Below are 13387 nucleotides of genomic sequence, written 5' to 3'. Positions count from 1 at the left end.
ATGTATAATGCTATTCTAGTCAACTTTTATAAGGTTTTCGCACTTCTGATGAGATCAAATGCCATAAATCCTAATTTCTCTGTGTGGGTAAATGCATCTGCTGGTACAGGCAAAACAAAAATCTTAATAGACAGGGTATTGAGACTTTTATTAGAAAACAAAAGAAATATTCTCTGCTTAACGTTCACCAATGCTGCAGCAAACGAGATGGAGAATCGCATTCACAGCATACTCAGTAAGTGGGCAATATGCTCAGAGAGTGTGTTGGCAGCAGATCTAGAACAACTAGATTTCTTTCCGATGTCATTCCAGTGCGTGACGCTGGAATCCAGTAAAAAAAAAGAATGGATCCCAGTGTCAAGCACTGGGATGACAAAGGAGAGTGCTGGGATAACGGAGGGATCCAGAAAAAATGAAGCACTTGATCGTCACTTAACAAGAGCAAGAAGGCTTTTCTCTGAACTGGAAAATCTTGGTCTAACTATACAAACCATACACGCTTTCTGTTACAAATTAATTTCCAGCTTTCCCATAGAAGCTGGCATCGCCCCAAATTGCACGCTGAGCGAATGCAAAGAATTACATCCCATCATATTCAATAAAGTGCTTCATAACGAAACTGTGCAGGATGATATCAATCTTATTGCAACTGAAATTGATGAAAATAAATTACGCGATTTGCTTTATACTTTATGTGTAAAAAGATCGATGTCAGCAAATGATTCGAAATATATCAAAGATAAATTGAGCTCCCCAGATGAAATTCATGACTTACAGAGTGAAACAATTGAGCACGTGGGAAGACTAGCCGAGATATTAAGTGAAGGCAGTAAAAGAGATCAGAGTTATAGTGAAATACTTTATTCTACTGTCATTCCAGTGCTTGACACTGGAATCCAGAAAAAAAGAACCAGTGTCAGCTATTCGGATGACACCGGAATAAAGTGGAATGACACCAAAATAGAAAACCTAGCCAAGGTATTTCTCAAATCAGAATCGCACGAAAAAAAGAGCATATCATCCATTGCAACAAAAAGTATTTTGGAGAAATTCAAAGATGCAGAGCAAATAATAGAGAACGTTCAGAATGTAGTGTTTACTCATATAAGAGACATGAACTCTTATCAAATATTCAAGAGAACCAGTAGCTTACTTGGTATATTTAAAGTATATGTTGATCTATACAGTAGCGAAAAATCAAAAAATGCACTGCTTGACTACAATGATATAATTGACTTAGCAACAAATCTTCTCAGCGACCCAGATCATAAAGATTGGGTATTGTTTAACTTAGATCAAAAAATAGATCACATCCTTGTTGACGAGGCACAAGACAATAGCATCAGTCAGTGGAAAATTATAACAAATCTCTGCGATGAATTTTTTGCCGGTAATGATGAAAAGCGAACCTTATTTGTTGTTGGTGACGTAAAACAATCCATATACAGATTTCAAGGAGCAAATCCCCATCTATTCAACTATATGCAACAATACTTTCATACGAAAACTGGTGGTAGAAATTGGATATCATGCCAACTTGAAAAGTCATTTCGTTCAACTCCAGAAGTTTTGATGCTTGTAGATAGAATATTTAATAACTTCCGCGCAGAAATATCTTTTAATGATAATGAAATAAAACATGTTCCACATAGAGAAAATGACCAAGGATATATTGAAATTTGGCCAGCGTTACCAAGGCGCAAAGAGAAAGAACAGCAAGCTTTACAAATTCCTCTGACATGCAAGGAAGGTTATACAATAGCAGATCGATTACTTGCTCAAACAATAGCCAACAGAATTCACAATTGGTTAAACGAAGGGCGGATTTTAGTTGCTAAAGATCGCCATATAGAACCAAGAGACATTATGGTTCTGGTACGACAACGAAACGTGTTAGTTGATTACATAATAAGCGAACTTAAAAAAGCAAACGTGCCAGTTGTAGGCCGAGATTATTTTAGAATTATGGACTATATAGCCGTGCAGGACTTAATAGCTTTGGCTGAGTTTTTGCTCCTTCCAGCAAATGATTTAGCTCTTGCAAATGCTTTAAAATCACCGTTATTCAATTTTACCGAGGATGATTTATTTAACATTGCATATGACCGTAAAGAGCATTCACTATGGGAAAGAATTCACGATTATTCTGTGGTTATCTACAGTGAATTAAACTATCTTATTAACTTATCTCGCACAGAATCCCCTCTTACATTATTCACGCATGTACTGCGTACAGGTAAGAAAAAATTTGCTGCAAGGCTAGGTCTTGAGTGCTTCGAGGTTCTAGACGAATTTATGAACCTTATGTTGCAATTTGAAAACCCATCTCTTCAAGCGTTTGTTCAGTGGATCAAGGAGAATAACCCGGAGATTAAGAATGATATGCAATCAGAACGCAATGCTGTGCGAATAATGACAATTCATAAATCAAAAGGTCTGCAAGCTCCCATAGTATTTTTGGTTGATACAAACACAGTGCCAAGAAACAGTGAAAGCATTATCTTTGATGGAACAGAAGTGCCATTTTGGTGTGGAAAAAACAACAACGCTTATTGCGATCAAGTAAAAAGAGAGAAAAAACTAGAGGATTATAATGAATATTTGCGTTTATTATACGTAGCACTCACGCGTGCTGAAGATGAGTTATACATCTTAAGTAAAGAGCCAGTGCAAAAGGGCTCTTGGTATGATCTAATCACTCAGTATGGAACATCATATGAAAAGAAACAAGCATACTTACAGCCAATATTTAAAGAAAAAGTTGAAGTGCTATGTGTGAACGCAAACTACCCTTACATTTATAAAAAACGTGATTACTTTGACGTTCCGGTCATTTCCCTTCCACCAGCTTTAGCCCACTCTTCGGTGTCATCCCAGCGTCCTCTTTCGTCATTCCAACACCCTTTCCTGTCATCCCAGCGTCCTCCCCTGTCATCCCAGCGTCCTCCCCTGTCATCCCAGCGTCCTCCCCTGTCATCCCAGTGCTTGACACTGGGATCCAGTAAAAAAGAAGGAGAACAAGTGTCAGCTCACTCTTCGGTATCATTTCAGCACTCTCTTTCGTCATTCCAGCGCGTGACGCTGGAACCTGGAGAAAAAAAGGCCTGGATCCCAGTGTCAAGCACTGGAATGACAAATAGGGGTATTAGAATGACAGATAGGGGTATTGGAATGACAGATGAGAGTGCTGGAATGACAACAAGGAGCATTGGGATGACAGATGGTTATGCAAGAGGCCTGATTATTCACAGCATATTGCAGTATATGCCCAAGATAGAAAAAGAAAGGAGAAAAAATTGGGTCAGAAAATACCTTGATAACATCAGTGAAGATAAGGATGAAATTTACAGTAAAATATTAGCCTTTAATGAAAAATATGGCTATTTGTTTGACTTGGAAGGCAAATCAGAGATTACACTGAGTGGAACAATTGATGGTAAGTCAGTATTAGTACGACTAGATAGGCTATGCATAACGCAAGATAAAGCAATCATAATTGACTACAAGTCACACCGTAACGTTTCTGTTTCCTCATTAAATGAAATAAAAAAGCAAATGTTGACCTATAAAACCTTAGTACAAGAAATATATCCAAACAAGCAAGTAGAGTGCGTGGTTATTTGGGTGGAAGATTTAACTCTGCAATCTGACTTTTGATGAAACTTGATTGCAAGAGTGCGGTAAAAGAATCTACAGCTAAAGTAATTCTGGTTTAGCAACCAATTTAAAAAACGACAAATTCGTCATTCCAGTGCCTTCTTCTCCTGTTATTCCAGTGCCCTCTTTCTTGTCATCCCAGTGCGTGGCACTGGGATCCAGAAAACTTAATTGCAAGTAATACATTGAGTTTGGTGAGTATGGGTTTTGCGTTATAGAATGAAGCACTTTTGGTGAATTTGTAAAGAAAACTGGATTCCAGTGTCAAGCACTGGAATGACAAGTTCTCGGCAACCCCTACGTCATCCCGTCACGGTATCTCTTAGCCGCTAACACGTAGCGGAATGACGATTGTCGGTAAATCTAAGTTACTGTAGCTATAAAGGCTTTCACAACAACCTATTTTCCTTGAAACTAAAATAGCTACTGAATGTAATAATAATGTGATCTATTAATTCTATTCCTATACTTTGGCAAGCTTCTGCTAGTTGTCTAGTGAGAGATATATCGCTATTTGAAGGTTGTGTATCTCCGCTTGGATGATTGTGCGATTATACATATTGATACTCCTATAAAAAATTTGGGTTGTTGAGTTTACCATTTTTAAAATCCATAAGGGTTCTAACAGTTTCTGGTGTATCTTCAAATAAATACTTGCCTCTGGTTTTGCTATAGTCTTTTTGTATTTTTATTTTACCTCTCCTTATTCTATCGTAAAGCCACTGCCTGGAAACTTCAAGGATCTTTGCAATTTGTGAAATAGTAAGGTAGCCAGGCACTTTAATGGGGTGTGATTGCTCCTTTTTTCGCATAATATTATTTTTTAACCGAATATTTTTTACTGTATTTTCTAAAACAATATTCTTTGATTGTGAGGGAGAACGATACCCTTGTGTTTCTAAGTACTTGGCAATTTCTATATCCGTTTTACCCTCTTTACTTAACTTTATTATAGATTGCTCCATTTCTGTTGCAGTAGTTAATGCACGAAAGGAGCTTACTGGAATAGGAACATGGAAAGTGGTAGTTTCTCTACCATGCCATACAATACGTATCTGCAAGCAATCACGCCTGATTCGGTGTGCTACTACCTTATCAATCAGACAACGAATAAAAGATTTTCTTTGCTGACGTGACAGAACCGACTTATGCCAAATTTCAGGTAGTTTCTTACCTACATCTAAAAATATTGTTTTCAGTTCCTCGGATAATTGAGGAGTCGGTTTACTTGGATACTGACATTCAAATGTAATTTCCGCTTGCTTGAGTTCATTCAATGCCTGTTCCCAACGTCTTTCAAGTTCTGCAGCTACAAGACGATTGTCAGGATCAACTTGATTAAATTGTCGTTCTGCCAATCTTACTTGGTATCTTAAGCGTTCTAATTGTTGTAAATGAGCTTTATTAATTTCTTGTTCAGATTGTAGCTGCGAGTTAATAGCCTTAGTATAAGCATCTAGCTCAATTTGACTAAGTGCTGCAAAAAATTTAGGAACTACTTCATTATCAATAATATCAGCCGGTAAAAACTGACATGAAGGGGAAAGATCACGTTGGTGTTGGTAACTGCATTTATAATGGTTTCCTCCTTTATACTGTACTATCATTTTGTGTCCACATTCTCCACAATAGATTATTCCATGTAATAATGCTGCACCTGGTCTAGCTATTCCACGTGTTCTACAGCGACGGTAGTCCGCATGATTATCTTTAAGTATGATCTGAATCTTTGTAAAGGTTTCCCAATCTATGTAAGCTGGGTATTTATCTTTAATTAGAACTTTCCATTCTTCCATTGGTAGTCTTTTTGTTGTTTTATTAGCAGAAGATAGTTTTTGACGCGTAGTACAAGAACGACCATAAGCAAATGCTCCAGCATAAGCAGGGTTTTTGAGCATTGAGATAATTGCGTCAAAAGTTGGCTTTTTCCAATGCACTTCTTTAAAATTGTCATACCTAGGAATGGTAAGTTGGTTATTGTTAAAATACCTTACAACTTGTGCTGCTGTTCGTTTTTCTAGAAAAGTGTCAAAAACAAGCTTAATATGCTGCTGAACTTCAAGGTTAGGATCCTTACTCACGGAATCATCAATGTTACGAACGAAACCCACTGGAAGAGATAAGGCTAAATCTCCTCTGGTTGCCTTATTTACTAGTCCAGCATTTAGTCTGGCTCTTATAGTAGATAACTCCATTTCAGCAAGCTGACCTTTCAGACCAAGTAATAACCGACCATTAATAGTACCAGGGTCATACACACCATCCCGATCAGCTATCAAACACTGTTTATAGCCACATATATCCAATAACGGATACCAATCAGAACAATTACGTGACAAACGAGTCACATCATATGATAGGATAATCCCTACCTTTGATAAAGTGACTTTAGCGAGAATCTCTTTATACCCTTCACGCTTTTCAGCACTAGCACCTGTTAAGCCGAGATCATTATCAATAACAACAATATTATCAGCTTTCCACCCAAGATCAATTGCTCTTTGTTTCAGCGCATACTGTAACTCCAAACTTTCTTGATTGCTCAGTGCTTGATGAGGTGTTGATTGTCTTATGTAAATTATCGCTTCGCGTGTTAAATGTTGTGCTGTAATTAGCTCTGATGTATTCATGGATGACCTCTTTGGACACTAATAATATGTTTTCTAAAATTTCTGATTTGAGACATTGCGGCATTTTTTTCCACACTCTATTTGGTTTACATGGCATAATTTATACTCCTTTGCTAAAGAAACAAATTCGTATAATGAATCCCATGTTAATTTACTTGTGAGAAAATCTTGCTTACTGGCTAAGTTGGTAGCAAGAAACGGGATACGCAGAATTATGTTATTACGATGAATAACATATACATTACTACTACAATGGGCTCTTGAACTGATAAAGGATATAGGAAAAGTTCTGCCAAATAGCGGATGAGTTGGATCTGTAACTGTAATCTCTTTTTGGTTGTTGAATGGGGTATTAAGGTGGTTGATCGTGAGATATTACAATGGATGTTGAACCAATCAAAAGTGCGCGCTTGATGATCTCTCTGACATAAAGAGGAGTTTGATCTACTGTACCAATATTTTGCAGGTCTTCCGCTATTAGACGATACTTTTTATTCATATAGATGACACGAAAATTTTCCTTATTGAGGCTTCCTATACTTATTCTTAAATAATCAAGCAATTTTTCCCAGTTATCGATTACAGGCAGGTTTTTTATTTCTTCTCTTGCAGAATGAACAAAGGCTTGTTTTACACAAAAGATGGCAGATATCGCTGCATTGCTGACACCATCAACGTTTTGCAGCGCTTCCAGGTCAGCATTAAAAACTTTATTTAAGCTGCCAAAACTTTCTATCAAACTCTTTGCCACCGGTTTTACATCAATTCTACTATATGCTGAATATAAAATGTGCTCTAAAACTTCATAATCAAGTAATGATTGTCCATTATCTAAAATAATTTTCTCTCTTAGGCGCTTTCTATGCCCCTTTTTGTAATTTTTCATCATCAATGAATTGCTTATCTCTTGTATAATAAGAAATTAGATTTTTAAGTAAAATATTTAATAAAGCGCATGACACACAATTGTAAGAACATTCATTTTTAAAGACAGCAAATGGTGTCATGAAAGTAGCTGAGACACTGTCCTCCTTTGTCATCCGAGTAGCTGACACTGGTTCCTTTACGACGGCAGTGCCCAGAGGTGTCATCCCAGTGCGTGCACATAGTGCAAAAAATTAAAAATAAGACGCCAATACGTAATACTGTTGTCGTTTAATCTGCACAGATTGAAGATAAATGAATACCTTCAGTATCATGATAAAGGGGCTGGCGAAGGGTGTCAAGTAGTTTTTAGCTCTGCCTTCTAAGGCTTTTACTCGTGACAACCACTGTGCCTGCGATCTTATCGTGCCAAGTTTGACAGCGTTTGTTGAAATTTGACCATAAAAAGCCCAAGAATAATGGTGCAACTGACAATATAAAGGAAAAAAATCTCTTTGTTGCTTGTCTTAAAGTTATCTTTTCGAAAGTTTGTGCATCCACAACTCTAAGCCCAAGTAATAGTTTTCCAGGTGTAGCAGCAAACCTTAACCACATATATATTACATAGCAAAAGAGCATAATAAACTGGACTATTTGATTTAGGATTAGTAATTTTATAAGTCTACTCTGCGTTGTCTTTTCTTCCGCAGACAGTGGTGCTTGCATTGGGGATTTTGCAGCAATTTGACTTAATATTTTGCTATCCTCTGAGTTCATAAAGAGCTGATTTAAGGCTTGGCTGCAAAACTGCAAGAACAAAACGATAATAATTAAATCAAGCAATACTGATATATAGCGCCTGAGGCCCGTTACATAACATATCCCATTTTCATCTTTCTTTACCTTTTGAATAACATTTATAGAAGAAAAAATAGAAAATAAACGATCAAAAAATTTATGTAACATATATACACTTTCCAATATTTAACGTGCCCCTGGCCGGACTTGAACCAGCATGCTTTTGCAAGCAACAGATTTTGAGTCTGCCGTGTCTACCATTCCACCACAGGGGCATTAAGTTTTAATGCTATAGGCAACACGGAATTAGTCAAATTTTTTTGCCTTTACATCTTTCAAATGAGGACTAAATATTCTACAATAATCAACAGTTACTCTCAAAACTTAAAATGAATGAATTAGCTAGTCTCTTGGGTTCAAGAAGTGTAGACAAGGAAATATGTAAATTACCGCATAATCTAGAAGCTGAACAGATGCTTATTGGTGCAATGATTCGTGATAATAGAATCTGTGATGCGGTTGAAGACACAATCACAGCGGAGAATTTCTATGATCCATTACATCAAAGTATTTTTACGCAAATATCCAAAACCAGGAAACATGGCATAATTGCCAATGAACTGAGCCTCAAGATGTTTTTTGAGCACGACAAAGCATTTACCGAATGTGGTGGGGTAGAGTACTTAGCAAAGCTTGCAGCAAAGGCAAGTATTGCGCTTGATATCTATAGTTTGACTAGAATAATCCGTGATACTTACTTAAGGAGATGTTTAATTAAGCTCGGGCAAGAAATAGTTGGTGATAGCTACAACTACGATATTGAAAATCCTGCACAGGCGCAAATTGAACAAGCAATGACAAAATTGTTCAATTTGGCAGTAAAAAAACAAGGTGAGAAAACATATATAAAACTTGCAAGTTCAATTAAAGATGTAGTTGAGAAGATCAGCACACTGAAAAATAATCCAGAAGCGCTAGGCGTTACAACCGGACTTCAAGATCTAAATCAGCTTCTTGGTGGTCTACAAAAATCTGATTTATTAATTTTAGCTGCAAGGCCTTCTATGGGAAAAACAGCATTGGCGCTAAACATCGCACTTAATGCTTGTAAGATGTTGCAAAAAAGAGCAGATAAGCAACACTATGTAGCGTTTTTCTCGCTTGAAATGTCAGCAGAGCAATTAACTGCAAGGCTGATCACTATAGATTCAGGGATTAGTTATTATAAGGCATTAACCGGGAGAATTAGTGATTTTGAATTGCATGAATTTATCAATACTAGTACAGAATTATCTGAACTGCCTTTCATCATAGATGACACCCCTGCGCTATCAATTAGTGCCCTTCGCACCAGAATACGCTTGCTGTATCAATTATATAATGTAGAAGTGGTATTCATTGATTATTTGCAGCTAATCAGAGGAACAACAAAAAGGAGTAATGAAAATAGAGTGCAAGAAATCTCGGAAGTGACGCAGGGTTTGAAAGCAATTGCAAAGGAGCTAAATATTCCCATTGTTGCACTATCTCAGCTCTCTCGTTCTGTTGAGCAGAGGGATGATAAAAAACCACAACTTTCTGATTTACGTGATTCAGGGAGCATAGAGCAAGACGCAGATATAGTAATGTTTCTCTATAGAGAAGAGTATTATGAACTAAGAAAACAGCCAAATGAAGGAAACAATAAACATCGGGAATGGCAAGAGAAAATGGAAAAAATTAGAAACATTGCAGAGCTCATTATTGCAAAGCAGAGAAATGGACCAATTGGCAGTGTGAAGCTATATTTTGACTCTAACAGAGGTGCATTTAAAGATTACACGGAAAGGCATAGTTCATAGCTTGGCAGCAATCTTCTTGTTCCCAAGTTTATCAATTATTTTTTTTATGTAAAGACAGCTTGACAACTTCTTAAAAATCCTTTTATAATGGTATTATATTTTATAATACGTGAGATGATGAATAAAAACAATGTACCCTATTATATAGCTGGAACTCTGGCTACTTTCACTTTATTAGCATCTGGAGTGTTTGCTGCAGCTCCTTATATTGGTTTCTTAGCTCCAGTTGCAGCATTAAGTGTTGGCCTGCCATTTATTATTGGTTATGCTGTGTTTTCTGTTGTAACTATTGCACTTTCGTATAAAGCAATTAGTGAGAACAAAACAAATTCTGAGTTAAAAAATAAAATGAAAGCTCAAGAGCAAACAATTTCTGGGCAAAAAACTCAACTAGCTAAAAAAGAAGCGGAAGTAAAAGCTAAAGAGGAAGAAAATTCTAAGTTAAAAAATAAAGTAGAAGCTCAAGAGGAAGAAAATTCTAAGTTAAAAGATCAAGTACGCACTCAAAAGCAGAAAAGTTCTGAGCAAAAAACTCAACTAGCTGAAAAAAATAAAAAGATAGAAGAAGACAAATTAAAAGTGGCAATTGCTGATGGCACTGTTCAGCTTGCAAAAGGAACAGTTAATAGCGCTGTTTGGTTTGCAAAAGAAGCAGTTAATGGTGTCTTGTATTCTGGCAAATATGCTTACGATAATTATGTGCCATCAACTGAGTCTACAAAAGGAACACTTAGTGGTATTGGAGGTGGCTTGAAAAATACTTATGATGCGTCAATTGCATCTGTAAGAGGAGCACTTAACAGCGTTGGAAGCAGCTTGTACAGTAGGATTTATGGTACTAAGGTTTCTAGTCCGGAAGAGCAGTTTAAGCGTGAAGATGGATCTAAACCTAGCATGCAAGAACTAACTCGTTTGGATTATTTAAATCTTGAGGTTCTTTCCAGTGAGCAAAAGCAACGAGCTAATAGTTTGGATTATTTAAATATTGATAACGTTCCTAAGCAACCTGATCATTTAAATGTTGATGCTGCTAAAAGTTATTTAATGAGTCTTTCTGAGGATCAGGATGTATTTTATGATGCAGAATCTGGTGATGAAAAAGGTACTGAGATTTCTAGCCCAGAAAGTCAGCCAACTAAAGAAGAAAATGGTCAAGGCTGGTTTGCATGGAGCCTAGGAAAGGTTAAGTCGGCAATGACTGAAGTAGTAGTGATAGATGCTGATGTTACTAAACCATATTTTGCTAAAGTAACTAAGGCACTTGCCACCTAACTTGAATATGTAGACAGCGGTGTGCACCGTTGTTAACTAAAGATAATCCCATCCAGGAGAAATAGTTTTTACACTATTTCTCCTCTTTAGCATCAACCCTCAAAAAAACCGGCGTAGGTTTAGGCAGCGTAATGCCTAAGCTTACGCATGCGTTGCACAGAGATTTTAAATCTTGTTGCTCTTTCGGGATTTGCAGTTGATCAAGTATCATTTCCGCTGACCTCGGGACAATTGGCTGCAATAAAATGCCTATTATCCTGATATATTCCAGTAACTTGTAAATTACTAAATTCATGCGCTCTCTGTCAGTTTTGCTTAGTGTCCAGGGTGCACTTTTGTCTATGTAGGCATTTGCTTCAGAAGAGATGTTGATGATTAGAAGTATGATATGGTTAAATTCATACTTTGATAGGTGATTCATCACTTGATCGAGTATAGCTTTGCAACCTGGAAGACTTTCTTCACCTTTAAGTAGGCTTTGATCGATTGTTGGTACAATTCCAGAACATTGCTTGTGTAAAAATGAAATTGTTCTTTGTACTAAATTGCCTATGTTGTTTGCCAGTTCTGAATTTATCCGGCTGATCATATTTTTCTTACTAAAGTTGCCATCTTGGCCGAAGCTTGCTTCCCTGAGGAGAAAATAGCGTAGCTGATCAACACCAAACTCTTGAGCGAGGCCAATTGGATCTATGACATTACCAAGGGACTTGGATATTTTCTCTCCCTCGTTCAACCACCAACCATGAACTGCAATTTGTTTTGGCAGTGGCAGGTCTGCTGCAAGGAGAATCGCTGGCCAATATACAGCATGAAAGCGCAATATGTCTTTACCGATTACATGAACGTTGAAAGAGTTGTCAGCTAGGTTTGCAGCGCTTGACACTGGAATCTGCGTTTTCCCTTGGTTTGGTGTCATTCCAGTGCTTGACACTGGAATCTGTGTTTCTGGTTCTGCCCAAAACCTCTTATATTCCTCACCTTCAGTACTAGGGAAACCTATTGATGTAAGATAATTGGTTAATGCATCTATCCAGACATAGATTACGTGTTTGTCATTACCTGGTACTTTTATTCCCCAGTTAAAACTAGTGCGAGAGATTGAGAGGTCAATGAGCCCTGATCTTACAAACGATATCACTTCATTTCTTCTGCTCTCAGGAAAGATAAAACTTGGCTGATTTTTATAGAGTTCCAGTAATTTTTCTTGCCAGTTTGATAAGCGAAAAAAGTAACTCTCTTCTTTTATCCACTGGACCTCAGCACCTGTTGGTGCTTTGCCATCTATCAGCTCTGACTCCTGATAAAATGCTTCATCACGAACTGAATACCAACCCGAATAGGAATCCAAATATATTTGTCCTCTCTCTTCAAGTCTATTCCATAAAGCTATCACTGCTTTTTTGTGACGTTCCTCCGTAGTGCGAATAAAATCGTCATACTCAAAATTCATGAACTTAGCCAATTCTTTAAATGAAACGCTCACTTCATCTGTAAATTCTTTTGGCTGCATTTCCTTTGCTTTAGCTGCTTTTTCTATTTTTTGTCCATGTTCATCTGTACCGGTGGTAAATTTGACATTTTTCCCAGCTAGTTTCATGAACCTTGCCACCACGTCACACAAGAGAGAAGTGTATGCATGACCAATATGGGGCTTATCGTTTACGTAATATACTGGCGTGGTGATGTAAAAGTTCTCGAATTGTTCCATGGTTTAGCATTTTGATAAAAATCAACTGAGTTAATTATAGTATTAAAAAGGCAGTAATAAATAAATATTGATTGGGTTAAGCATAATTTTTGAAAAAAGCTATTTACTGAAATTTTATTAAAATAAGAAACAATCAGGCATGATTATTGAAAGAACAATGAGAAATTTTCTTGTAATTCTATTTATAGTTTTCTATGCATTTGATGCACACGCTGATGGAGCAACAGATGTAATGTGTAATGTAATAGGTTACGTTCATGGAATAGGTGGACCAATGATTACAGTGGTAATAATTGGTTCAAGCTTACTTGCAATATTTGGCAGAATGCCTTGGCCTGCACTTTTCGCACTGGGTATGTTTGTTGCTGTGTTTTTTGGTGCTCCTCAAATTGTAACAAAGGTAACAGAAAAAGAAGTTTGTTGTCTTGATGAGAGACAAACATTGAATAATGGAAAGTGTGTTGCTGCTCCTGGATATGAATACATAGGTCGTGATCGTTGTGGCCCTAGGAGAAACGGGATTCAAGGATGTTGTCCTAATGGCTGGGTGGTCAATAGTTGGGGCACATGTAGTAAACCTGGTCAGGATCCTTCAAAGTATTGGAAGTGAAAAT

11 protein-coding genes and 1 tRNA gene are annotated in these 13387 nt (G+C 37.1%); 4 read left to right on the top strand and 8 right to left on the bottom strand.

All coding sequences use genetic code 11. The annotated features are described in order from the left end of the window. The first annotated feature begins 48 nt into the window (after positions 1–48). Positions 49–3657, top strand: a complete 3609-nt coding sequence (locus AAGD93_RS02925; protein ID WP_341819820.1) for a UvrD-helicase domain-containing protein — start codon at positions 49–51, stop codon at positions 3655–3657. 39 nt (positions 3658–3696) lie between these two features. On the opposite strand, the gene AAGD93_RS02920 is transcribed toward AAGD93_RS02925, so the two are convergent. The 7 genes from AAGD93_RS02920 to AAGD93_RS02890 all read right to left on the bottom strand — a co-directional run bounded on the left by AAGD93_RS02920 (position 3697) and on the right by AAGD93_RS02890 (position 8224). Then, positions 3697–3885, bottom strand: coding sequence for a hypothetical protein (locus AAGD93_RS02920; RefSeq protein WP_341819819.1), 189 nt, complete (start codon positions 3883–3885; stop codon positions 3697–3699). 161 nt (positions 3886–4046) lie between these two features. Continuing rightward, positions 4047–4163 carry a JAB domain-containing protein gene (locus AAGD93_RS02915; protein ID WP_410529897.1) on the bottom strand — a complete coding sequence of 39 codons (117 nt, stop codon included), beginning with the start codon at positions 4161–4163 and terminating at the stop codon, positions 4047–4049. Between the two features lie 63 nt (positions 4164–4226). Then, a complete protein-coding gene (locus tag AAGD93_RS02910) occupies positions 4227–6287 on the bottom strand; it encodes a recombinase family protein (RefSeq protein ID WP_341819818.1) in 2061 nt (686 codons plus the stop codon). A gap of 352 nt (positions 6288–6639) precedes the next feature. Next, positions 6640–7176 (bottom strand): RadC family protein, encoded by a 537-nt coding sequence (locus AAGD93_RS02905; protein ID WP_341819817.1) that lies wholly within the window; start codon positions 7174–7176, stop codon positions 6640–6642. Continuing rightward, complete coding sequence (locus AAGD93_RS02900; RefSeq protein ID WP_341819816.1) at positions 7148–7378, bottom strand: hypothetical protein; 231 nt, start codon at positions 7376–7378, stop codon at positions 7148–7150. The genes AAGD93_RS02905 and AAGD93_RS02900 overlap by 29 nt, the downstream gene beginning before the upstream one ends. A 142-nt stretch (positions 7379–7520) precedes the next feature. After that, positions 7521–8117, bottom strand: a complete 597-nt coding sequence (locus AAGD93_RS02895) for an RDD family protein (RefSeq protein ID WP_341819815.1) — start codon at positions 8115–8117, stop codon at positions 7521–7523. Positions 8118–8141: 24 nt separating this feature from the next. Continuing rightward, positions 8142–8224 (bottom strand) — tRNA-Leu (locus tag AAGD93_RS02890). Positions 8225–8338: 114 nt separating this feature from the next. Here AAGD93_RS02890 and AAGD93_RS02885 point away from each other — a divergent pair. Together AAGD93_RS02885 and AAGD93_RS02880 are read left to right on the top strand one after the other, a co-directional pair. Beyond that, positions 8339–9790, top strand: a complete 1452-nt coding sequence (locus AAGD93_RS02885) for a replicative DNA helicase (RefSeq protein ID WP_064124936.1) — start codon at positions 8339–8341, stop codon at positions 9788–9790. A 114-nt stretch (positions 9791–9904) separates the two neighbouring features. Next, a complete protein-coding gene (locus AAGD93_RS02880) occupies positions 9905–11062 on the top strand; it encodes a hypothetical protein (protein ID WP_341819814.1) in 1158 nt (385 codons plus the stop codon). A gap of 73 nt (positions 11063–11135) precedes the next feature. Here the strand turns inward: AAGD93_RS02880 and metG are convergent, their stop codons facing one another. Continuing rightward, positions 11136–12773 carry a methionine--tRNA ligase gene (gene metG, locus AAGD93_RS02875; RefSeq protein ID WP_264374186.1) on the bottom strand — a complete coding sequence of 546 codons (1638 nt, stop codon included), beginning with the start codon at positions 12771–12773 and terminating at the stop codon, positions 11136–11138. Between the two features lie 157 nt (positions 12774–12930). Between metG and AAGD93_RS07640 the strand changes: the two genes are divergently transcribed. Next, positions 12931–13383: a TrbC/VirB2 family protein gene (locus AAGD93_RS07640; RefSeq protein ID WP_410529891.1), complete on the top strand. Its 453-nt coding sequence runs from the start codon at positions 12931–12933 to the stop codon at positions 13381–13383. Positions 13384–13387: the final 4 nt, after the last annotated feature.

This window comes from Wolbachia endosymbiont (group A) of Brachyopa scutellaris, assembly GCF_964026995.1.
GTDB classification, from domain to species: domain Bacteria; phylum Pseudomonadota; class Alphaproteobacteria; order Rickettsiales; family Anaplasmataceae; genus Wolbachia; species Wolbachia pipientis.
This window is presented reverse-complemented; position numbering and strand designations above follow the sequence as displayed.

Excerpts from the sequence above, each read along its gene's own strand:
- AAGD93_RS02925 (WP_341819820.1), top strand. The coding sequence starts at position 49 with ATGAGATCAAATGCCATAAATCCTAATTTCTCTGTGTGGGTAAATGCA.
- AAGD93_RS02910 (WP_341819818.1), bottom strand. The coding sequence starts at position 6,287 with ATGAATACATCAGAGCTAATTACAGCACAACATTTAACACGCGAAGCG.
- AAGD93_RS02905 (WP_341819817.1), bottom strand. The coding sequence starts at position 7,176 with ATGATGAAAAATTACAAAAAGGGGCATAGAAAGCGCCTAAGAGAGAAA.
- AAGD93_RS02900 (WP_341819816.1), bottom strand. The coding sequence starts at position 7,378 with ATGACACCTCTGGGCACTGCCGTCGTAAAGGAACCAGTGTCAGCTACT.
- AAGD93_RS02895 (WP_341819815.1), bottom strand. The coding sequence starts at position 8,117 with ATGTTACATAAATTTTTTGATCGTTTATTTTCTATTTTTTCTTCTATA.
- AAGD93_RS02885 (WP_064124936.1), top strand. The coding sequence starts at position 8,339 with ATGAATGAATTAGCTAGTCTCTTGGGTTCAAGAAGTGTAGACAAGGAA.
- AAGD93_RS02880 (WP_341819814.1), top strand. The coding sequence starts at position 9,905 with ATGATGAATAAAAACAATGTACCCTATTATATAGCTGGAACTCTGGCT.
- metG (WP_264374186.1), bottom strand. The coding sequence starts at position 12,773 with ATGGAACAATTCGAGAACTTTTACATCACCACGCCAGTATATTACGTA.
- AAGD93_RS07640 (WP_410529891.1), top strand. The coding sequence starts at position 12,931 with ATGAGAAATTTTCTTGTAATTCTATTTATAGTTTTCTATGCATTTGAT.